The organism is Edaphobacter bradus (genome assembly GCF_025685645.1).
GTDB lineage: Bacteria > Acidobacteriota > Terriglobia > Terriglobales > Acidobacteriaceae > Edaphobacter > Edaphobacter bradus.
This window is the reverse complement of sequence record NZ_JAGSYF010000005.1, coordinates 105437-128181: the sequence shown is the minus strand read 5'-3', so window position 1 is coordinate 128181 and position 22745 is coordinate 105437. Positions and strand designations below refer to the sequence as shown.

Genomic DNA, 22745 nt, shown 5'->3' with positions numbered 1-22745 from the left:
ATCCAAATCCGATACCATCCAATCAGATGATGCGCAGACCGGTCGGCCCAGCCCTGCTTCTGTCCCTGCTCTGGCCCATCGTCGCCCAATCGCAGACACCCCAAGCCACTCTCCCGACGGGAACTCCTCTCCCCGTCATGATCGACAACCATCTCCCTATGCGCGCGGGTCAGCCCATCCGCGCCCAGCTCCTCTATCCGGTTTACGTCGATGACAAACTCATTCTCCCGGAACACACCGTTCTTTCCGGTACGGTCATGGCGCTCCGCCCCGACCATTCTCGCCGCACTCGCGCGCGGCTCGGTGGCGACTTCACCCCCTTCCACATCCCCGTAGTCAGCTTCACCCGGATCATCCTCGCTGACGGGTCCGCTCTCCCCTTCTCGGCAGACCCTGCCACCGATGGAGCCCCCATCTACCGCGCCGTCGCACCGCCCCCCTCCAAAGGAGGATTCCTCCACCAGCAGTTAGACGTGGGCCTCTCCATCGCTCGCGACGATGCCGCCATCTTCCTCGCCCCCGGCAAAGCTGACCGCTTGAAGCAGTTCCTCTACAACCGGCTCCCCTACCATCCGGAACGCATAGAAAAGGGCACCACCTGGACCATCAGGACGACCGTTCCTCTTGCCTTTCCGGCACAGCCTTCCCCAACCATCGCCGCTGCCCCTTTGAAGCATCACTTCTGGCAGCAGCCCGCCCCGGTAGAGCAGCCCGTTGACGAAGGCCCCGGCAAATGGATCATCCAGGCCTACCTCGACGATCCCCTCAGCTCCGAAACCTCCGCCACCGGGCAGGTCATCAAGGCAACCGTCGCCGAACCCATCTACAACCTCGACCACACCATCGCAATCCCCCAGGGCTCAACCCTCGTCGGCGCAGTCACCAGGGCAAAGCCAGCTCGCAGCTTCGGCCGCACCGGAACCCTGGACTTCACCTTCCGTCAGTTGACCCTGCCGGGAGATAAACCGCAAAACGTCGTGACCACCCTCGTCGGAGCCGACTCCGGCCAGGCGCTCGCCCTCAACTCCGAGGGACAGGTCAAATCCCGCCCGGAGGACAAGATCAGCATCCCTCTCATTCTCGTGTTCCTTGCCAGTCAACCTTTGGATCAGGACCACGGCGGCGGCAATAACTTGGGGAAGAACGCCGTTGGTGGCGCGGCCGGCCTTGGACTCGTTGGAACCATCATCGGTCTCTCCGGACAATCAGCATACCTGGCAGCTGGCATCGGCTACTATGGCGCAGCCCTCGCCTTCTATGACCGGTGGATCGCCCGAGGCAAGAAGATCTCCTTCCCCCGCGACACCCGCATCGTCGTCCAAACCACTGCTCGCAGATCGCAAGTCCTCCACCCCGACATCGCGACGCCGAGATCGCGCTAGCGCTACTCCCACTCAATCGTCCCCGGCGGCTTCGAAGTAATGTCGTACACCACGCGATTGATTCCCCGCACCTCGCTCACAATCCTGCTGGAGATCGTGCGAAGCACCTCATAGGGCAGCGCGGCCCAGTCGGCCGTCATCCCGTCCTCGCTCTCAACGGCGCGAATCGCACAGGTATACGCGTACGTCCTCTGATCGCCCATCACGCCGACAGACTTCACCGGCAGCAGCACCGCGAAGCTCTGCCACACTTTGCGATAGAGCCCCGCGGCCTTGATCTCCGAAACCACGATCTCGTCGGCTTCCTGCAGCAGCGCAACACGATCCTCCGTGACCTCGCCCAGAATCCGCACCGCCAATCCTGGCCCCGGGAAGGGCTGCCGCTCAAGGATATCCTCCGGCATTCCGAGATCGCGCCCGATCCTGCGCACCTCATCCTTGAACAGGTCACGCAGCGGTTCAATCAGCTTCAGCTTCATGTCTTCGGGTAGCCCGCCAACGTTGTGGTGGCTCTTGATGGTGTGCGAAGGCCCATGAACGCTGCTCGATTCGATCACATCCGGATACAGCGTCCCCTGCACCAGCCATCCGACCTCGTCGCCCGCGCTCTTCTCCGCCTCAACAATCCTGGCTGCTTCATCGTCAAACACCGCGATGAATTCGTTGCCGATGATCTTCCGCTTCTTCTCCGGATCAGTTACTCCAGCCAGCTTCGTCAGAAAGCGCTCGGCCGCATCAACGGCAACGACGTTCAGGCCAAGTCCCTCGCGCATCGTCCTCTGCACCTTGGCGAACTCATCCTTGCGCAGCACACCGTTGTTGACGAAGATGCAGGTCAGCCTGTCGCCGATTGCCCGCGAGACCAGGACCGCCGCCACGGAGGAGTCCACTCCGCCGCTCAATCCGCAGATCGCATGGCCATCTCCCACCTGCTCCCTGATCCGCTCAACGGTCGAGTGAATGAAGTGCTCCGGCGTCCAGTCCTGAGCGGCCCCGCAGATATCGAGACAGAAGTTCTTCAGCAGGTCCATTCCCTGCTTCGTGTGCGCCACCTCAGGATGAAACTGGACGGCCCAGATCCGCCGTGCCTCATCGGCAATTCCAGCCACCGCATTCGACGTCTTCGCCGTCAACTGGAAACCCGAGGGCAGTTCCTTCGCCTCGTCTCCGTGAGACATCCACACATTCATCGCCGGAGGCAACCCGCGAAACAGCTTCGACTCCGCCACGACGCTCACCTGCGCGTGACCGTACTCGCGCGCCGGCGCCGACTCCACCTTGCCGCCCAAGTGGTGCACCACAAACTGCAGCCCATAGCAGATACCCAAAACCGGCACATTCATGGCCAGCACAGCGGGGTCGGCCGCCGGAGCATCTGCGTCATAGACAGAACAGGGCCCGCCGGAGAGAATCACCCCCTTCGGGTTGAGCTCCTTTACCTTATCCAGCGATGCCGTACATGGCAAAACCACGGAAAACACATTGAATTCGCGAATGCGCCGCGCGATGAGTTGCGTATATTGCGAGCCAAAATCCAGGATGACAATCGTTGAAGTGTCCACACATCCAGTGTAACCGCGAGCCGGTCGCCCACTCCCGTCATGCCTCGTCGGCAGCCTGGCTGAGAAAATCCGCCCGCGAAATACTCGGTTCGACCCGGTTCCGGCCCAGCCGCTTCGCGCAGTAGAGCGCGCTATCGGAGGCATCCAGCAGCGCCAGCGCCTCCCTCTTACCTCGGAGACACGGCAGGACCCTCTCCCAACGCCTTCCATAAATTTAGGTAACCCACCAGTCGCGCCACATGGAAGAAGTCCGAGGCAAGGCAGTAAAACACCGCAACCCCAGCCCACCACAGGAACAGGAACTCCTGCGACGTGACACTCTCGAAGGGCAGCGGAGTAGCTGAGAACACAATCGCAAGTACGATCAGCGCGATCTTCACAATCCCCATAACCAGGTTGATCTCAACCAGCTTTCCCTTGAGCGGCCCCAGCCGAAACGCAGCCGCGAGGCTCTGCCCCACGCCCAGCCCGTGCAGCATTGCCAGTAACGGAGCGATGCCCAGCGCCCAGCTCACCACAGCCCAAAGGGTAAACAGCCCCAGCGTCGCGATGATTGCCATCGAGCAATAACCGACCAGATTCGGGTCGCCTCCGCGAGACATCGGTTCGGTCACCGTCGTCTGCGCCGCCCACACAAGGCACTCGAACCACACGGCAAAACTTCCCGCCAGTGCGAGGACGCGAATCCCCTGAAGCGCCATCAGCGTCCCGACCCGCGCATGCAGCCTGTCGTTGACCCGCCGCAGCACCACGGTCCGCCCCAGCGACGAAACTACAACCCACGCCAGCAGCAACAGCGGCCCCATCCACCGCACCACATGCCACACCGGAGGCAGCAGAACCGCCAGCGCCTTCGCGAGCGTCTGCGAAGCCGCCAGCGGATCCAGCACCGTCATCCGCTGCAAGGCGTCAACATCGACCGGAGCCGCCCCCAGGATCCGCACCGCCTCATGCCACACAAGCAGAAGCACCGGAACCGCGAAGGTCCACCGCCACAGAACTTCAAGCGCCGTCAGCGAGGGCCGCCGCCAGCACTCCGACAGCGTGTAAACAAACGACTGCGTCCCGCGCACCACCGGCCCGCCTGCATCGTGCACCTTATGCCCTGTTCCCTGCACTACTTCACCACAAGATTGACCAGCTTGCCCGGCACGATGATCACCTTCACCACTGTCTTCCCCTGGCTCCTGGCCTTCACTTTCTCGTCGTCCAGTGCCGCCGACTTCACCGTAGCCTCGTCGCTGCCTGCCGGCACCTTCACGACGTTCACGAGCTTGCCGTTCACCTGCACGGGAACCTCGATCTCGTCTTCCTGCGCAAGCCTCTCGTCGGCCTCAGGCCACGACGTCCGGAAGACCACGCCCTTGCAACCCATCTGCTCCCACAACTCCGACGACAGAAACGGCGCAAACGGCGCCAGCAGCAGCGTCAGGCCACGAAAGACCTGCGCAATGGTCGCCTCTGAAATCTCTCCCGCATCCATCGCGGCTTCTTTCGCGGTGATCTCGTTCACCAGAATCATGATCGACGCGATCGACGTGTTGAAGTGCCATCGTCCGCTGAAGTCGTGCGTCATCTTCGCGTTCGTCTGGTGCAGCTTCCGCAGCAACGCCTGCCCCGCGGCCGACTCCTCGTTGAAAGACGTCTCATTCGCTGGACTCACAGCGGCATACTTCGTCGTCAGCCGATGCACTCGTCCAAGAAACCGGCTGATGCCCGCAACACCTTCTTCCTGCCACTCCAGGTCTCTGTCCGGAGGAGCTGCAAACAGTGCATACATTCTCGTCGCGTCCGCGCCGTAACGCGCAATCATGTCGTCAGGAGAGACCACATTCCCCTTCGACTTCGACATCTTGGCGCCGTCTTTGATCACCATTCCCTGCGTAAACAGACGCTCCGCAGGCTCATCGTTTTTGATCATCCCAAGGTCGCGCATCACCTTCGTCCAGAACCGCGAATAGATGAGGTGCAGAATCGCGTGCTCCACGCCGCCAATGTACTGATCGATCGGGAACCAGTAGTTCGCTTTGTCGCTCGCAAACGGAACCGTGTCATCCTCCGCATCCGTGTAACGGTAGAAGTACCAGCTCGAATCGACGAACGTATCCATTGTGTCCGTTTCGCGCCGCGCCGGGCCGCCGCACACCGGGCACGTCGTCTTCACGAACTCTGCAATCTTCCCCAGCGGCGAACCGCCCTCCTGCGTAATCTTCACCTGCGCAGGAAGAACCACAGGCAGCGCACTCTCGGGCAGCGCGACAACCCCGCCCGGCTCAACGGCGGGCCTTCCGGGCTCAGGGCTGTCATGCCCCTTCTCGCAGTACACCATCGGGATTGGAGTTCCCCAATACCGCTGCCGGCTCACACCCCAATCCTTCAGCCGATACGTCACCGTGGCCTCGCCAAATCCCTTCGCCTGCGCGAAGACAGCCATCTTCTGCTGCGCCTCCGCACACCCCAGCCCGGTCCACTCCCCCGAGCCCACCAACACAGCATCCTCTTCCGCCGTGTAGGGCAACTCAGGTTCGCTGCCGTCCTTCGGTGCAATCACCTGACGGATATCCAACCCATACTTCTCCGCGAACTCAAAGTCCCGCTCATCGTGCGCCGGCACGCTCATAATCGCGCCCGTGCCATACTCTGCCAGAATGTAGTTCCCCACCCATACCGGCACGCGCTCGCCGTTGAACGGATTCACCGCGAACCGTCCGGTATTCACGCCGTGCTTCTCTATCCCGCCGATGTCATCCGACTCGCGCGCCTTCTTCTGCTCCTCCAGCAGCCCCGCGATCTTCGCCGCCAGCTCCGCATCCTCAGCCGCAAAAGCCTTCGCCACCGGATGCTCCGGAGCAAGCTGCACCGAAGTCGCACCGAAGATCGTATCCACGCGAGTCGTAAAAACCGTGATCTTCGCGCATCCCTGCTCCTTCACCTCGCCGTCAACCACGAAATCCACCAGCGCGCCTTCGCTGCGGCCAATCCAGTTCCGCTGCATCGTCCGGACCTTCTCCGGCCAGCCTTCCAGCGTATCCAGTCCCTTCAGCAGTTCATCGGCGTACTTCGTAATCCGCAAAAACCACTGCGTCAGATCGCGCTGTTCGACAAGCGTATCCTCATGCCGCCAGCACCGCCCCGCAACCACCTGCTCATTCGCAAGCACGGTCTGGCAGTCGGGACACCAGTTCACCTTGCTCTTCTTCCGGTAGGCCAGCCCCTTCTCAAACATCTTCACGAAGAACCACTGGTTCCACCGGTAGTACTCCGGCAGGCACGTCGCCACCTCGGTCGACCAGTCGTAGCTCAGCCCCATCCGCCGCATCTGTTTCTTCATGGCGTCGATGTTGGCCAGCGTCCACTCCCGCGGCGGTGTGTTGTTCTTCAGCGCAGCGTTCTCTGCCGGCAAGCCGAAGGCATCCCACCCCATCGGGTGCAGCACGTTGAACCCGCGCATCCACATGTAGCGCGCCAGTGCATCGCCAATCGCGTAGTTCCGCACATGCCCCATGTGCAACTGCCCGCTCGGATACGGCAGCATCTCCAGGCAGTAGTACTTCGGCTTACCCGAGTCATGCCCCTCCGCAGCGTACAACGCAGGGTCCGCGTCCCACCGCTCCTGCCACTTCGGCTCAATCTCCGCCGGGTTATACCGCATCTGCCGCTCGCTCTCGTTCTTCACAATCTCAGCCATATCTTTCGATTGTAAAGAAACCAGCGACAATACCGCAGATGGGGTTCCCCACCGAGCCGCCAGCGTCGTCAGCACACCCGAATTCCGCGCCTCATCCCCCGAGCGTCCACCGGCGACTCCGCGATGTGCGCAAAAACTCCGGAAACTTTAGGCAATAAACCACATCGCGTAGAAGCACCTTCCTATCTGACTACTCGGCTTTGATAGTGGTCACTGTCTCATCTGCGAATCGCTGTTTTCTGTAACCGGCTAAAGCCACTTGAAGTCTAACGGCGCATGAAAGGAACGGTATTCGATGAGATTCGTGGTCAGTTTTCTAAGTTTGGTGTTGTTTTGCACGGCCGTTGGATCCGCGCAAGAACAGCAGAAGAGCGAAATAGGTTTTTTACTCGGCGACACGCAGATTCCCGGAGGATCCACATCCACTGGTCTCCCTCTCAGCTCCGGGAGCAGCATTGCCTTCTCCGTGAACTACGCCAGGCATCTGACGGGCAGGAAAACGGAGTTGCAGCTTGAAATTCCCTTTGAGGCTGATCCCAGCCACAAGATTGATTCGGCACAGCGCGGTGCGATCAGCAGTCTGGCGGGGCTCTATGTCACGCCCTCGCTGCGCGTTCGCTTCCTCAACGGACAACGTATCTCGCCATGGCTCTCAAGCGGGTTTGGGTATGGCCTCTATGAAGGAAGTAAAGCGCTCAACAACGGTGAAGCAAATCCCAATCGGTTCCGCAATACACCAACCGCGCAATTTGGCGGCGGTGTTGATTTCCGGACTCCGATCCGCATCGTCTTTCCTATCAGCCTGAGGATCGAGGTTCGGGACTATTACACACTGAACGTTCCCAACTTTTGAGTTGGGGTTCGCCAGGGAAGCCAGAACAACGTTGTCGCCGCAGGCGGTTTCGTTATCCACTTCTAAACAGATGGTCGGCGGAGGTCTTCATGCGCAAGATACTGCTCCTGCTCTTTGTTGCTGGAATCGGGACAGCTTCCATGGTCGCCGCGGAAGTCCCCATCGATTCGTCCCGATCGAAGATAACGGTGCACGTCTCAAAATCAGGTCTGTTCTCAAGCCTGGGACATAACCACGAGATCGCAGCGCCTATTGAGAGCGGAAGCATCGATGCCGATGCTCGTATTGCCTCTTTTCATATCAAGACCGAAAAGATGATGGTTCTGGATCCGGGATCGAGCGAATCGGAGCGCGCGAAGATAAGAGCCGTCATGTTGAGCGAACAAGTGCTCGACTCACACCGATATCCCGAGATTACCTTCTCGTCCACGAACATCGAGCCACGGCAGAACGACTCCCTGGTTGAGGGAACCCTCAAGCTGCATGGTGCACAGAGAACCGTCCGCTTCCCCGTGACATATAGCAACGGGCACTATACGGGCTCCACTCATATAAAACAGACTGACTTTGGAATAACGCCAATCAAGGTCTTCGGCGGGTCGGTAAGCGTCCATGATGCTCTTGATGTCACATTCGACATCTACCCAACAGACAATCGCTAGCTGGCCTACTGAACCAGCTTGCAGGGAACCCCGCGACAATACCGCAGACCGGATTCCTCACCCCGCCGCCAGCGTCCTCAGCACACCCACATTCCGCGCCTCGTCCCCTGCGACCCCGCCATCCTCGCCGTCGAGCAGCTCCGCGACCGCATCACACCCACCTCTTCATCACCGGACTCCGCACCATCGCCGCCGACAACCTCTGGCTAAGCCCCTGCTACCAGCGCCCCGGGCTCGCCATCCACTTCACCCGGAAACCCGAGTGGCCCGAAGTCCAGAAAGTCCCTCCGCTCATCGAAGAAAAGCTCGCCCCGTTCGAAGCCCGTCCCCACTGGGCGAAGCTCAACACCATCTCCCCCGCACGCCTGAACCACCTCTCTACCCCCAAACTCCCCGACTACCGCGCCCTCGCCACCTAGCACGATCCACAAGGCAAATTCCGCAATCAATTCATCGACGCCGAAATCTTCGGCGCTTAAAGGGACTCATCTGTAGCCTTTGCCCCAGACATAGTCATATCTCACGGCAAAACCTGTGCTGTTTGGCCCATTTTCGTGTACCAATGCTCTGGCGAATACAAAAATCAGCGTGCTGCGTGCATTCAGGGAAACATTCACCTCGCTACCCCCTATGAAATTCTGTTGCACATCATTCTGGTTCACCCCGTTGATCAACGTGTCACCGCGAAAAGAGTAGCGAGTATCCAGAGAAGCCCACACCGCGCCGTTAAACGAGTAGCTGAGGTGTGCCTCCACTCCAGGCAGTGCCCGCTGCTTGAGTATCTCCAGACCACGATACGTACGATTGTCCGTATAGAAATAAGAATTGACATGCCCATCAATCACCCACTTCTGCTCCCGCCCAAACGGCTGTGACATGCCAATCTCCGGCTTGAATGACCAGCGATCGGAACCAAGATTGAAAAGCTGGTTACGGTCATACTGCCCTGTGGGCGCCGTGAAGGTAAGACTCGCTCCAACAGAGGTCGTGGGCTTATAGCTTTCGAATTCTGACACGCTGAGCGCTGGGCCACCTTTCAGCAACATGCCAATCTGATAGCTGGAATCGCCGGTCCCGGTCACAGACCCGTTGATGTTGGTCCCGCCGATCGAACCTGAAACTCCGGCGATCGGAAAACTGGGTTCCACCCAGGTCAGTCGATGAAGCACGCCAAAATAGCGTGTGTAGGTGATGATTCCCTGATTCAGATTGAGCTTCGCCTCTCCCACAATAAGCGAGGAGTCGATCGAACTATTGGATCGGTCATAGGAGTACATCAGCTCGATCTGATTAACACCCACCGGAGAGTTGGTATACGTGCGAGGATCCGAAAACTGCGCAAACACTGGATGAGGCGAGCGCGCCATAGTCAACGCAAAGCAAACATAGAGCAGCAGTTTGCGCATGACAGCCAATGTAGCAAAAGAAACGCCTCTATTCGTCCCTCACTACTCATCCAGCCGCCAGCGTCCTCAACACCCCCACATTCCTCGCCTCATCCCCCGGAGCATCCACCGGAGTCTCCGCAATAAACGCCGCGTGGGCAAACCGCTTATCGTGCAGCAGCCGCCGAAACGCCTCCGCCCCGATCATCCCCTCCCCGATGTGCTCATGCCGGTCCAGCTTCGACCCCATCGCCGCCTTCGCGTCGTTGCAGTGCCACACCTTCACTGCCTCGAACCCTACCGTCGACTCCACCAGCTTCATCGTCTCGATGTATCCATCCGCCGTCACGATGTCGTACCCCGAGACATGCACGTGGCAGGTATCCAGGCACACCGCCACCGGAGCGCACGGCTTCAGCGTCTCCACCAGCTCCGCCACCTGCTCCAGCTTGCCCCCCAGCGAAAACTCCGCCCCGGCCGTGTTCTCAATCAGAATCCTGAAGTTCTTCCCGGCAAAATCGATCCCTTCAATCGCCTTCTCAATCGACTCAGCAGCTAGCGTCAATCCCTGCTCCCGCGTCAGCCCCTTCCAGCTTCCCGGATGCAGCACCAGAAACTCCGCTCCCAGCGCCAGAGCCCTCTCCACCTCCCCGCGAAACGCTGACGTCGAGTTCGCCCGTACGCTCTCGGTCTGGCTGCACAGGTTGATCAGGTAGCTCGCATGCACTGCCACCGGCCCCACATCATGCTTCGCCCGCAGCTCCTGCATCTTTGCCGCATCGGTTGCCTTCACCGGCGACGCCTTCCACATCCTTGGACTCGCTGAAAATATCTGAAGAGTATTCGCCCCGGCCTCCACGGCCCGCTCCACCGCCGTCCAAACCCCGCCGCCTGTTCCTACATGCACACCAATCCGCTTCTTCGCTACAGCCATATGCTCCAGCCTATCGCAAAACAAAGTTTGCTCCGGACCGGTGGGCGGCAATGCTATGCTGTTCCCGCTCCCACCTCAGAAAGGAATTGCATGGCCGCTGAACAAAACTTCAAGAATCACGGACGTCTCGACCCCGCGACGCACTTTGTCATCTTCCCGCTCTTTGTGCTCAATTTCATCTTTGCCATCTACACCACCATCCGGCACTGGCCCGAGCACCCTCACCTGCACCTCTGGTGGATCGTCATCTCCATCGCCCTTACGGTCTTCGTCATCAGGACCCGCGCTCAAGACCTCAAGCTGCAGGACCGCGTCATTCGCCTTGAAGAGCGCCTCCGCCTCGCGGCGTTGCTCCCCGCCGCCGATCTTGCTCACGTCGGCGAGCTCACCTGCCAGCAGCTCATCGCTCTCCGCTTCGCCTCCGACGCCGAGATCCCTGCCCTCGTTCACAAGACCCTCACCCAGGGCCTCGAACCCAAGGCCATCAAGGAGTCCATCACCAACTGGCGCGCCGACTACCACCGCGTCTAGTCCCTCAAATACAAAGGGACGGCGCCCATGCGCCGTCCCTCTGCCACCTCCGTCACTAACCCAATGACTCCAGACTAGTAAACGTCCCGCTGGTACCGCTTCTGCTTCTTCATCGCGGCTAGATACTCCGCGGCATGCTCCAGTGTCCCGTTCGAGCCCCTGGCGATGACATCCAGAAGCGCCGTCTCGACGTCCTTGGCCATGCGGGTCGCATCGCCGCAGACATAGAAGTACGCACCCCGTTCAAGCCACTCGAACAGCTCCTTAGCGTTCTCCTGCATGCGGTCCTGAACATAGACCTTGCAAGCCTGATCGCGCGAGAACGCCGTATCCAGCCGCTTAAGCACCCCTTCCTTCACCATGCCCAGCAGCTGGTCTTTGTACAGGAAGTCCATCTTCTCGCGCTGCTCTCCAAAGAACAGCCAGTTGTCGCCCGTCTGCCCGGTCGCCTGCCGCTCCTCCAGAAACGCCCGGAACGGCGCAATCCCCGTACCGGGGCCGATCATGATGACCGGAGCCGTCGTGTCCTCCGGCAGCCTGAAGTTGGCATTGGAGTGCAGGAAGATCGGAATCTTCATGCCTTCGCCGGCGCGGTCGCCGATGTGGCCGCTCGCCACACCCTGCCGGCTGCGTCCGTGCGAGTCGTAACGGATGACCCGCACCGTCGTGTGCACCGAGTCCGGATGCTGCTTCTGGCTCGAAGCAATCGAGTACATGCGAGGCGTCAGGCGCTGCAGCACATTGAACAACTGCTGCGGCTCGGTAATGACGCCCGGAAAATCCGTCGCCAGATCCACAAACTCGCGTCCCCAGCAGTACTCCTCGGCGCGCGCCTTGTTCTCCGGCCCAACCAGAACCTTCAGCCCGTCCAGTTCCGGCACCAGCTTGGCGTACTGCCCCACGCTGCCGCGCGCCAGCTTACCGATGCCCAACCGCGTACGCAGCGCCTCTTCCAGGCTGATCTCGACCTTGTAGTGGTCCAAAACGCGCTCGTCGCCCCTATAGCCGAGCGCCTTCAGCACATCCGCAACGGCCTCGGGGCGGTTCTCCGGGATGATCCCGACCGCATCCCCGGGCGTGTACGTCATGCCCTCTTCAAGCGTCAGCTCAACGTGACGCGTCTCTTTCTCCGACCCCTGGCCCGTCAGCAGATAGTTCACGCTGACTGTAGACAAATAAGGGTTGTTCCTCGTGTACTTCGACGCATGCCCGGTCGAAGCCTTCGCTTCCTGCTCCAGAACCTCGCTCATACCTCTATGGTAACCGTCTCCCCGCAAAATGCCTATGTTTCCTGCCTGAACCGCGATTCAGTCTGAACCCCTGTGGTGAGCCGTTTCCCCGCGCCGCGCTACCACTCACCATTCTTCTGCATCTTCTTGATCCTGCTGCGAACGAGGTCCCGTTTCAGCCGGCTCAGGTGATCGATGAAGAGAATGCCATCCAGATGATCGATCTCGTGCTGGAACGCACGCGCGAGCAGTTCATCGCCCTCAACCTCGAACCAGTTTCCCTCGACATCCTGCGCGCGAACCTTGACCCACGCGGCGCGGCGCACCTTCTCGCGGATCTCCGGCAGGCTGAGGCATCCCTCCTCCTCAAACTGCTTGCCTTCGCGCGCCACGATCACCGGATTGATGAGGACGATCTTCTCCTCAGGGTTCTTCTTGAAGCTGATGTCGATGACCGTAAGCCGTTGCGACAGCCCGATCTGCGGCGCCGCCAGGCCGATGCCATGCGCGGCATACATCGACTCGAACATCTCCTCCACCAGCGTCTTCAGCTTCTCGTCAAAGACCGTCACCGGCTCGCCGCGCTTCGACAGAATGGGGTCAGGATACTTGACGATGTCATAAACTTTGATCGTTTTTTGCACGTTAATACGCCTTGATCTGCTCCAGATAGCCCTTGTAGTTGCGCTCCAGCTCACGCAGCGAGTCGCCGCCGAACTTCTCAATCACCAGCCGCGCGATCGTCAGAGCAACCATCGCCTCCGCCGCAACTCCCGCAGCCGGAACCACACAAACGTCACTGCGCTCATAAGCCGCCTTGACCGGCTCGCGAGTCTCAAAGCTGACGCTGCCCAGCGGCCGCCGCAACGTGGAGATCGGCTTCAGGTATCCCCGAACCACAACATCCTCACCATTGGAGATACCACCCTCGATGCCGCCTGCATTGTTGTGGTCGCGAGAGAACTTCGTAAAGTCGACGCTGGAGCCCTCGTAGCCGATCGCATCATGGACCGCGGAGCCAAGCGACTCCGCCGCCGTAACGCCGCGGCCAATCTCCACCGCCTTCACCGCCTGCAGGCTCATCACCGTCTGGGCCAGCAGTCCGTCCAGACGCTCGTCCCAGTTCGCATGCGTCCCAATTCCAGGCGGGAGCCCGTGAACAATCACCTCGAAGACGCCGCCAACCGTATCGCCGGTGCGCAGGACAGCATCCACCTCGGCCTTCATCCGCGCCTCGCTCTCGGGATCGACGCAGTTCAACAGAACCTCATCCTTATGCGACAGCGCGACGATCTCATCCCACTGCGCAGGTCGCGAAAGTTCAGCCTTGCCAACGCGAATCACATGGCTCAGCACCTCGACGCCAAGCGCACGCAGCAGAAGCTTGGCAAAGGCGCCCGAGGCGACACGTGCCGTACTCTCACGAGCACTCGCTCTTTCAAGTACATAACGGGCATCTTTGAAGTCGTACTTGATAGCTCCGGCAAGATCGGCGTGCCCCGGACGCGGCGAAGCCACCGCCTTGTGTTTCGCGGGATCGCCCTCCTCCACCGGGAGAATCTCGGTCCAGTTCTTCCAGTCATTGTTGGCGATCGTCAGCGCAACCGGCGAGCCGATCGTCTTGCCGTGACGTACACCCGAGAGGATGTGGGCCGTGTCACGCTCAATCCGCATGCGTCCGCCCCGGCCATAGCCCTTTTGCCGCCGCCAAAGCTCCCGGTTGATGAACTCCTGATCGACCGGGACACCCGCCGGAAGACCGCTGACCATAGCCACAAGGCTCTCACCGTGGCTCTCACCTGCTGTGGAAAATCGAAGCATCTCCCTCGCTTACCCTGCGCTCTCTCGACGTGATTGCCGAAAGCTTAATTGTAGCAACGCAACCGCAACAGACGGACTCGAGTGCGTGTGACTAGTTCACGAGTCATTTACTCCTTACATAAACCTGTCATCCCGACCGGAGCGAAGCGGAGTGGAGGGATCTGCTTTCGGCCTTCCACTCAGATTCAGGCGCGCTACTCGCTGTCCTTGAGGTACGCCTGCGAGTTGAACAGCGGACGCTCCATCGATCGTACCCAGTCGGTCACTTCCGTCGGTCCTTTGCCCTGCTCCGTGGCGGCGTCGAAGGCGTTACGCAGCGTCTGCATCTTGGCCTCAAGGTCGTCGAGAGTGTTCAGCAGCAGCGCCTCCGGCGTCATCGGAAGCTTCGGAGACCCGAACTCGTACTTGCCGTGATGCGAAAGAATCATGTGCTCGACAAGCAGGCGCAGCTTCTCGGGAAACGGCTCGATCCCTCGGACCTTCTCCTGCAGCATCCGCTGCGCGATGCTGATGTGGCCCACAAGTTGCCCCTCGAGGGTGTAGCCAAAGCTCGTCTTCCAGTACAGCTCGCGGATCTTGCCAATATCGTGCAGGACTGCTCCCGAAACCAGCAGATCGGCATCGACCTCCGGATAAAACGGCGCCGTAGCGAGACACACGCGAACCAGCGTAAGCACATGCTCCAGCAGTCCCCCGATCCACGCATGGTGCAGCATCTTGGCGGCAGGAGCCGTCCGATAGGCCTGGGCAATCTCAGGATCGTCCAGAAACGCAAACACCAGCCGTTGCAGATCAGGATTCGTGAAGCGCGAGACGTAGCCCCGCAGCTCAGTCCACATCTCCTCCACATCGAAGCGGGTAACCGGAAGAAAGTCTGCCGCGTCGACCTCACTCTCGGCGGCCGGACGGAGCCGTTGCAACCCCATCTGGAACCGCCCCTGGTAGCGGGCAATCTGCCCCTGGGCCTTGACGTAACAGCCTTCCGTGCAGACCGCCACGGCATCTGCAAAATCGTCCCACATCACCGCGGGCAGCGATCCGGTCTTGTCCGTGAGGATGGCCGAGACAAACTGGCCGCCCTGCTTTCTGTCACGCACCTGAAACGAGGAGAGAACGAAGTACGACGTAACTACGGAGTTCTCAAAACGAGGAGCATCCGCAACAAAGAAATCTTTCATCGCAACCAGAATACCCCGGACCTGACCGAAGGCCCATTGCCTGCCTTGGCATTACCTCGGCGACCTTTGCGGTTCCTTTGCGTCCTCTGCGTTTGCCGTTTGCCGTTTCCTACGACAACTCCCGATGCATTGCTTCGACTTCACCGCAGATATCTGTCAAGCCCACAATCCGCTCCCAGAGGCTGCACAACGCCTTCACGCAACACAAAATGAACGACTTGAAGCCAGGAAATAAACCTGGGGAAAGTGGCAGAGTAGTTTCCCTCAATTCACTAAAATAGAACTAGAGCTAAAAGACAGATAAGGCCGGGCGCCATCCCCTTCAAAATCAATATTTTGACCCATAACCCATTTGTTTTCAATATTTTATCGAAAATCATTTCCGCTAAGCCGCTGAAATAAGAGGGCTTAGCCCAAATGAGGGGGGAGGGGGTACCCCCCAGGGGAAGACCAGACACCCCTAGTTCGACGGAGGAGTCGTGGGCGTCGGAGGTGCCGGGGCCGGAGCAGCCGGAGTCGTGGGTGTGAGGCCTGTCGGCGTCGCTCCCAGCGCAGGGTTCACCGTTGGAGCCGGCGGAGGAGCCTCGACAGGAGGCTTTGTCTCCTTGTTCTGCAGCCTCTCCTTGGGAGCTCCCTTCTGCTTCTTCGGCTTCTTCTGCTTGCCGGTGTCTCCGTTCAGACCGAGCGGAGCCGCCTGAACTTTCTCACTGACCAGCTCATCAGTCGCCGGAGCGGCCGGAGTTGCAGCAATCTTCTCCTTCTGGCGAGCAGCCTGTTTGGCGGCCTTCTCGGCGGCCTCCGTCTTGGCGCGGTAGCTGTAACGCGTCTTACCGGTGACCACAGCCTTCGGGGCGAGCGGATCGGGATCAGAGGTCGTAGAGAACTGCGTCTTGCTCTCAGTTGGAGCTATCGCCGTTCCCGGAGCAACGGCCGCTCCAGCGTCGGCGGTCAGGGTCGACGAAGCCACGCCCGCTCCGGCGCCCACAGAGGTCTCCTGCGGTCCCGGAGGAAGCGCATTGCGCGGAGCCTGCCCATAGCGAATCTTCTCGCGCTTGATCTTCTTCTTGGCGGGATGAGCCGAGGTCTTTGAAGTCGTCGCCGTTGTGACCGCAGCCGAAGGTGCCGTCGCAACCGCGGGAGTTGCAACCACCGGAGCGGTCGTCGTCTTGCTCACCGTCGAAAAGCGGCCGCCGCGATCGAACCGCTGCTTCTCTGTCTGCGCCTTCTTCTTCGAAACGGGAGGCGCGTAAGCCGTAAAGACCGGCTTGGTCTGCTTGGAGCTGGCACCAGAGTCCACGAAGCCCGGCTTGATATCGATGTAGGCCTCTTCACGCAGCTTCGACAGATAAGCGCGCAGAGCGGGCTGCATGGACTGCATGTACAGCGCCTCCTGAACCTGCGGCTCAATTTCCTTGAGCGGGGGAACACCGGAAGCCTGATGCTCGGTGACCTTGAGGATGACGTAGCCCTGACGGGTGCGGATGGGGTTGGTCACGCCGCCGGCGGGAAGGCCGAAGGTCTGGTCCTCGAGGACCTTGGCCAGCGCGCCGCGCTTGAAAAGACCAAGATCGCCTCCCTGCGAAGCCGTTGGCCCGCCGGAGTAGGTCTTGGCCAGCTCATCGAACTTGTCTCCCGCCTTGATCTTTGCGGAGATTTCGTCAGCCTTGGCCTGCGCCTGTGCCACCGCAGCATCGTTGGCATCGGCAGCGGTGGGCACAAGGATCTCACTCAGTCGAACCTGTTCAGGCTGGGTAAACTCATTCTTGTGCGCATCGTAGTAGGCCTGCTCCTGCGCCTGCGTCATCTGGATGCGGCGGCCGACCTCGTCGCGAACGACCTGCTGCGTGATGATGTTGTTGCGGATGTTGGCCTTGAAGTCCTCGAACGAGACTCCCTGCTGGCGGGCGGCCTTCTCGAGGTCTTCCATCGTATCCAGATGGTTCTGCTTGCGGATCTCATCGAGGCGGCGAATCACCTCGGCATCGGCATTGATGCCGAGTTCCTTGCCCCGCGAGAGCAGAAGCTGCTGGTCAATCATGTCGCGCAGAAGGTTCTTCTGCCGCTCGGCCGCATCGGCAGGGCTCGCATTGCCCTGCTGATTCTCATAGTTCAGCTGCTGCTGGGCGCGCTCGAGATCGCTGCGGTTGATGATCTGGTCGTTGACGCGAACGATAACGTCCTCAACAACCTCGCCGTTGGGAGTGATCGCGGGGGGAACCGGAAGCGCCGTCTGCTGGGGCGTGGGTGCCGTCAAAGGGCTCTGGTACCGCGGCGCCTGTGCCAGCGCTGCGATAGGCAGCGTCAGCAGGCCGAGCCCGCACATGGCTGCAAACTGCGAAATCCTCGAAATCATTGTCACTCGTATCTCTGCCAGCATCCGCGATCCCGATACGATCGCATGGTCGTTCGCCCCTGCCTGATTTGACTCAGCACATGGGCGGAGGGTAATCCGTCCCACAATTCTACCGTCAGAAGACGCTGGAGGCGAATCGATCAAAATCCCCAGCAAATCAGGCAACGGCTAACGCTCCGATGCTATACTCCGTCCAATGGGGATACGGCCTTTTGTAGGGCGTTCAGCGCAGGTCCCCGCGCAGCTTTGCTATTCGAGGTAACCCAGCCGATGGCTCCCCGCACCCGCCGCGCCCTCTTCTCCGTCACCGTCTTCCTGGCCACTTGTGGAGTGCTGGGATCTTTCATCAACCGGAAGGTCGCCGCCCAATCGGCAACCGATGAGTCCGTGCTAAGGGACAACCTGCATACGTTTACCGACGTCTACGCGCTCGTCGAGAAGAACTATGCCGAACCGCTGACCACGGACAAGACCGACAAGGCGATCTACGACGGCGCGATTCCAGGCATGCTGCACGTCCTCGATCCGCACTCCAACTTCTATGACCCGAAGGCCTACGCGCAGATGCGCGAGGACCAGCACGGCCGCTACTACGGGGTCGGCATGACGATCCAGCCTCAGCCCGACCCGACGGCCAAGGGCGGCACGAAGATCGTCGTACTGTACCCCTTTGAAGGCACGCCTTCTTACAAAGCTGGCGTCCGTCCCGGCGACGTCATTCTCTCGGTTGACGGCAAGAGCACCGAGGGCATGGATTCCGCGGCCGTCGCTTCCCTGCTCAAGGGACCTCGCAACACCCATGTCTCTGTGGAGATGAGCCGTGAAGGCTCACCCAAGCCCCTGGTCTTCGACCTCGTGCGTGACGAGGTCTCGCGCCCCTCAGTCGACCTGGCCTTCCTTGTTCGGCCGGGCATCGCCTACATTCACGTCAGCAACTTCATCGAGACAACGAGCCGGGAGGTCGGTGACGCGCTCGATAAGTTCGGCGACATCAACGGCCTGGTCATCGACCTCCGCGGCAACCCCGGAGGACTGCTCAACGAAGCCGTCAATATGTCGGACAAGTTCCTACAGAAAGGGCAGATCGTCGTCTCGCAGCGCGGAAGGGCCTTCCCGGACCAGGTCTACCGAGCCTCTCACGGCTCGGATACGAAGTACCCGATCGTCGTTCTGGTGAACCGCAACACCGCTTCAGCGGCTGAGATCGTCTCGGGTGCCCTTCAGGATCACGATCGCGCTCTGATCGTCGGCGAGACTACCTTCGGCAAAGGTCTGGTGCAGACCGTATTTCAAATCTCCGAAAACACCGGACTTGCACTGACTACCTATCACTACTACACCCCGTCCGGAAGGCTTATTCAGCGCAACTACAATAATGTGTCGCTCTACGACTACTATTACGTGCGCGACTCCGACACGCAGCCCAAGGACAAGACCAACCTCGAGGTGAAGCTGACCGACTCCGGCCGTACTGTATACGGCGGCGGAGGCATTACGCCCGACGAGAAGATCGACAACCTGAAGACGAACCACTTTCAGGATTCCCTGCTCCAGCACTACGCGTTCTTCAACTTCAGCAAGCACTACATGGCAGTCCACAACTCAGTCCCCAAAGACTTTGCCGTGGATGACGCTACGCTGCAGGAGTTCAAGGCATTCCTCAAGTCGCAAAATATTGAGTACACCGATTCCGATATCGCCAGCGCGCAGGATTGGGTCAAGGAGAACATCAAGGGTGAGCTGTTCACTTCACAATTCGGCCAGTTGGAAGGGCTAAAGGTACGGGCGGAATGGGATCCCCAGATCGCGAAGGCAATCACCTACCTACCCGAAGCCCAGACCCTGCAGGACCATCTGAAACTTGCCCTGGCCCAAAAGGCGGCTCCTGGTGGCCACTGACGCCTTTCCCAATGAAAGGAAAACGCCCGCGAGTGACACTCGCGGGCGTTTTCTCTTACGCGACCTTCGTCATTTTCTACTGAAATCTGGAGCGGGAGACCGGGATCGAACCGGCGACATTCAGCTTGGGAAGCTGACGTTCTGCCACTGAACTACTCCCGCTCGTACATTGCCATTATAGCCACATCCTGAACTCGCGGGAGCTGCTCTGGTGGGCGCATGAATTTACGCAGGTGTACTTCTCAACTCATGCTAATTTCGCCATCATTCTAAAGGCGATATATTATAACAGCAAAATATTGCATTTTCACCTCACTTTTACACATAAGTTGCATTGCGCCGCACGCTCATTGCAATTATAGTTAAGAAGTCATCCCATTCCTCATAGGTTCGGGATTGAGAAGTGCAGATTTCGGTATAGCCCGGTGGCAAGCGCGAATGCGCACCAGATCATCGGTGGGTATATATAGAGTAGTATCTCCCTTCCGAAATGCAACTTTCTGTTGTACCTGTTGTCTTCCTGCCCTCAGCTAAATAAGTCAGCAATTTAACTTGAGGTGTATTTATTTTGAAGCAACTCTTCTCTTTTTCCGGGACAAACTTGTCCCGAGAGCCGCTCGCACTGTATGGGCGTGCTCCTTCGAATGCGTTGGCTTCGGCCCAGCCTGGCCATTCGCAGCTGAATCCAGTAATACCCCTCGCATCGTTGGCGACACGACTCTCGACGCGTCTAGATAAGCGTCGAAGTCTTCGTACGACTGTGCAAGGAACAAACTAAAAACCTGGAACTTTGACTCTGTGCGCCAAGGCTGAACCTCGGACAGCCTTGCTCCTCACAGGGATCAGCAGAACTGTGCCTTTAGCTTCCGGCGAAGCTGCCCGCTAATTGGCGCTCAATCTTTTTATATGAATGAGGACCCTGATGTTTATCAAAAGAATCTTTGCCCTACTATTTTTAGCGGCACTGGCTACCGTCACGGCGTGCGGTTCAACCATTAACTCCCCTCTCACTCCTACCTCCAGCACCCTTCCCACCGGCGTTGTGGGTTCCGCCTACAGCGCTTCACAGTCCGCTACTGGTGGGACGGCTCCTTATACGTGGGCAGTTACGGCCTGTTCTGGAGCCTGCAATACAGGCCTTGCCTTCAGCCATTCTGGAGTATGGTCTGGCACACCAGCTAATACCGGAACCACCACCTTCACTGTCAAAGTAACCGATGCGACGGGGCAGACTGCCTCCACGCCCGCCATCATCACCATCGCGGCCAAATCAGCTACCACCTCTCCTCTCGCTATTACCTCCAGCACACTTCCGAGTGGCGTTGTGGGCTCCCCCTACCGCGCTTCAGAGACCGCTACCGGAGGAACGACTCCTTATACGTGGGCAGTTACGGCCTGTTCTGGAGCCTGCAATACAGGCCTTGCCTTCAGTCAGTCTGGAGCATGGTCTGGCACTCCAGCTAATACCGGAACCACCACCTTCACTGTCAAAGTAACCGATGCGAAGGGGCAGACTGCCTCCGCGCCCGCCATCATCAACATCGCGGCCGCAACAGCCACCCCTTCTCCTCTCGCTATTACCTCCAGCACACTTCCGAGTGGCGTTGTGGGCTCCGCCTACCGCGCTTCAGAGACCGCTACCGGAGGAACGACTCCTTATACGTGGGCAGTTACGACCTGTTCTGGAGCCTGCAATGCAGGCCTTGCCCTCAGTCAGTCTGGAGTATGGTCTGGCACACCAGCTAATACCGGAACCTCCACCTTCACTGTCAAAGTAACCGATGCGAAGGGGCAGACTGCCTCGGCGCCCGCCAACATCACCATCGCGGCCGGAGCAGCCACCCCTTCTCCTCTCGCTATTACCTCCAGCACACTTGCGAGTGGCACTGTATCTACCTCTTACAGCACCACCCTCACTGCGACCGGTGGGACTACTCCCTATACATGGGTAGTAAAAGGCTGTTCAGGGTCCTGCAATCCGAGCCTTACCTTGAGCCACGCTGGCGTTCTCTCCGGCACGCCATCTGTTTCAGGAACGAGCACCTACAGTGTCGGAGTAAGCGATGCTACGGGCCAGACTGCCTCGGCTACGCTGAGTCTCACCATTGCCGCGGCAACAAGCAGCCCGGGCACCAGTGCCAATTACTATGTCTCGCCATCGGGCAGCAATTCCAACTCGTGCAGTCAAAGCAGCCCCTGCGCTACCCCCGATCATGCTTTCAATCTTGCGTCGCCTGGCGAAACCGTGCAGGTCGCAGCAGGTACGTATGATTACGGAAGTGGTGCAGCATCATTTACGAAGTCGGGAACTGCGGGAAAATATATCACTGTTACCTGCGCCACGCGAGGAGCGTGCAAGATTCAGAACTCCGTGACCGGCAATTCCACAGTGGTCTATCTGGGAGGCAACTACCTTACCTTCGACGGATTCGAGGTGACGAATACCAGTTCGGCAGGTAACAACCTCGGTCTCTATGTGACCGGTTCGTTCGTGAACATCACCCGTAACACCATCCACCACATCGAAACCGACTGCGGCTCGAACGGCGGCGGCGGCATCCAGATCGCCGGTAGCGGCTCGTCACTCGGGGCCGGGCATAACATCACGATGGATTCCAATCTGATCTACGATATCAATTACACGCCACAAAGTGGCTGGAAATGCAGTGCCTCTACCGTGCAGAGCGATGGCATTCTTTCGGAAACAGGCGGTGCCAACATCGTAGTGACCAACAATATCGTCCACCATACGGGCGGTGGTTGGGGAATCCTGATAGCGTCAGACGGCGCTACCGTTGCCAATAATCTTGTGTTCTCCACCTCGAACGGCGGTATCCTCGACGGGCTCAACAACGGCTATATCACCAATAACATGGTGTTCAACACCGGTCTCGTCAGTGGGCAGTGTGGCATTATGTTGGCACCCGGCAACAGCGTGACGGTGGCTCATAACGATGTACATGGCAACCGCGGTGCTGACTATTGCCATCAGTGGGGAACTCCCATTTCCGATCCTGGAAGCGGGGATATCTCCGTGGACCCGGCGCAGGGGACGACATTTGTCAACTGGCAAGCGGATGGTTCCGGCGATTATCACGAGAAGTCAGGTTCGCCTACGATTGGCACTGGTAATTCCACTCTAGGAGCCCCTCCAGCCACCGACTTCGACGGCAAGACGAGGTCGGTACCATACGACATCGGAGCGCACCAGTACAACTAACGGAAGGACTCGACACAACACAACCCCATTCTGCGAGGAGTTTTCCTC

At 59.4% G+C, this 22745-nt stretch carries 18 protein-coding genes and 1 tRNA gene; 8 read left to right on the top strand and 11 right to left on the bottom strand.

The features are described 5' to 3' along the window. Window positions 1-26: 26 nt before the first annotated feature. Complete coding sequence (locus tag OHL16_RS18190) at window positions 27-1382, top strand: hypothetical protein (RefSeq protein WP_263368620.1); 1356 nt, start codon at window positions 27-29, stop codon at window positions 1380-1382. Between the two features lie 2 nt (window positions 1383-1384). On the opposite strand, the gene guaA is transcribed toward OHL16_RS18190, so the two are convergent. The 3 genes from guaA to leuS form a co-directional block, all read right to left on the bottom strand. After that, window positions 1385-2944: a glutamine-hydrolyzing GMP synthase gene (guaA, locus tag OHL16_RS18185; RefSeq protein WP_263368619.1), complete on the bottom strand. Its 1560-nt coding sequence runs from the start codon at window positions 2942-2944 to the stop codon at window positions 1385-1387. 167 nt (window positions 2945-3111) lie between these two features. Next, window positions 3112-4062: a hypothetical protein gene (locus OHL16_RS18180; protein ID WP_263368618.1), complete on the bottom strand. Its 951-nt coding sequence runs from the start codon at window positions 4060-4062 to the stop codon at window positions 3112-3114. Beyond that, window positions 4062-6632 carry a leucine--tRNA ligase gene (gene leuS, locus OHL16_RS18175; protein ID WP_263368617.1) on the bottom strand — a complete coding sequence of 857 codons (2571 nt, stop codon included), beginning with the start codon at window positions 6630-6632 and terminating at the stop codon, window positions 4062-4064. The genes OHL16_RS18180 and leuS overlap by 1 nt, the downstream gene beginning before the upstream one ends. A gap of 505 nt (window positions 6633-7137) precedes the next feature. Between leuS and OHL16_RS18170 the strand changes: the two genes are divergently transcribed. From OHL16_RS18170 to OHL16_RS18155, 4 genes are all read left to right on the top strand, one after another. Next, window positions 7138-7485, top strand: coding sequence for a hypothetical protein (locus tag OHL16_RS18170; protein WP_263368616.1), 348 nt, complete (start codon window positions 7138-7140; stop codon window positions 7483-7485). 89 nt (window positions 7486-7574) lie between these two features. Beyond that, window positions 7575-8147, top strand: coding sequence for a YceI family protein (locus OHL16_RS18165; protein WP_263368615.1), 573 nt, complete (start codon window positions 7575-7577; stop codon window positions 8145-8147). Window positions 8148-8165: 18 nt separating this feature from the next. Further along, window positions 8166-8357 (top strand): hypothetical protein, encoded by a 192-nt coding sequence (locus OHL16_RS18160; RefSeq protein WP_263368614.1) that lies wholly within the window; start codon window positions 8166-8168, stop codon window positions 8355-8357. Continuing rightward, window positions 8315-8566, top strand: coding sequence for a D-arabinono-1,4-lactone oxidase (locus tag OHL16_RS18155; RefSeq protein WP_317891099.1), 252 nt, complete (start codon window positions 8315-8317; stop codon window positions 8564-8566). The genes OHL16_RS18160 and OHL16_RS18155 overlap by 43 nt, the downstream gene beginning before the upstream one ends. A gap of 66 nt (window positions 8567-8632) precedes the next feature. On the opposite strand, the gene OHL16_RS18150 is transcribed toward OHL16_RS18155, so the two are convergent. Beyond that, window positions 8633-9553 carry a transporter gene (locus OHL16_RS18150; protein ID WP_263368613.1) on the bottom strand — a complete coding sequence of 307 codons (921 nt, stop codon included), beginning with the start codon at window positions 9551-9553 and terminating at the stop codon, window positions 8633-8635. Window positions 9554-9599: 46 nt separating this feature from the next. Continuing rightward, window positions 9600-10466: a deoxyribonuclease IV gene (locus OHL16_RS18145; RefSeq protein ID WP_263368612.1), complete on the bottom strand. Its 867-nt coding sequence runs from the start codon at window positions 10464-10466 to the stop codon at window positions 9600-9602. A gap of 90 nt (window positions 10467-10556) precedes the next feature. Between OHL16_RS18145 and OHL16_RS18140 the strand changes: the two genes are divergently transcribed. Next, the gene (locus tag OHL16_RS18140) at window positions 10557-10997 is read left to right on the top strand and encodes a DUF6526 family protein (protein WP_263368611.1); all 441 of its coding nucleotides are present in this window, start codon (window positions 10557-10559) and stop codon (window positions 10995-10997) included. Between the two features lie 74 nt (window positions 10998-11071). On the opposite strand, the gene OHL16_RS18135 is transcribed toward OHL16_RS18140, so the two are convergent. The 5 genes from OHL16_RS18135 to OHL16_RS18115 all read right to left on the bottom strand — a co-directional run bounded on the left by OHL16_RS18135 (window position 11072) and on the right by OHL16_RS18115 (window position 17578). Next, window positions 11072-12247, bottom strand: coding sequence for a diflavin oxidoreductase (locus OHL16_RS18135; RefSeq protein WP_263368610.1), 1176 nt, complete (start codon window positions 12245-12247; stop codon window positions 11072-11074). Between the two features lie 98 nt (window positions 12248-12345). Then, window positions 12346-12870, bottom strand: coding sequence for a peptide deformylase (gene def / locus OHL16_RS18130; protein WP_263368609.1), 525 nt, complete (start codon window positions 12868-12870; stop codon window positions 12346-12348). Window position 12871: 1 nt separating this feature from the next. Then, complete coding sequence (gene aroC, locus OHL16_RS18125) at window positions 12872-14047, bottom strand: chorismate synthase (protein WP_263368608.1); 1176 nt, start codon at window positions 14045-14047, stop codon at window positions 12872-12874. A gap of 194 nt (window positions 14048-14241) precedes the next feature. Then, window positions 14242-15225, bottom strand: coding sequence for a 3'-5' exoribonuclease YhaM family protein (locus tag OHL16_RS18120; RefSeq protein ID WP_263368607.1), 984 nt, complete (start codon window positions 15223-15225; stop codon window positions 14242-14244). A 460-nt stretch (window positions 15226-15685) separates the two neighbouring features. Then, entirely contained in the window at window positions 15686-17578 is a 1893-nt protein-coding gene (locus OHL16_RS18115; RefSeq protein WP_263368606.1) for a peptidylprolyl isomerase, read from the bottom strand. 270 nt (window positions 17579-17848) lie between these two features. On the opposite strand from OHL16_RS18115, the gene OHL16_RS18110 reads away from it, so the two are divergent. Next, complete coding sequence (locus tag OHL16_RS18110) at window positions 17849-19477, top strand: S41 family peptidase (RefSeq protein WP_263368605.1); 1629 nt, start codon at window positions 17849-17851, stop codon at window positions 19475-19477. A gap of 87 nt (window positions 19478-19564) precedes the next feature. Here the strand turns inward: OHL16_RS18110 and OHL16_RS18105 are convergent. After that, window positions 19565-19639 (bottom strand) — tRNA-Gly (locus OHL16_RS18105). A gap of 760 nt (window positions 19640-20399) precedes the next feature. Between OHL16_RS18105 and OHL16_RS18100 the strand changes: the two genes are divergently transcribed. After that, window positions 20400-22697, top strand: a complete 2298-nt coding sequence (locus tag OHL16_RS18100) for a putative Ig domain-containing protein (protein ID WP_263368604.1) — start codon at window positions 20400-20402, stop codon at window positions 22695-22697. Window positions 22698-22745: the final 48 nt, after the last annotated feature.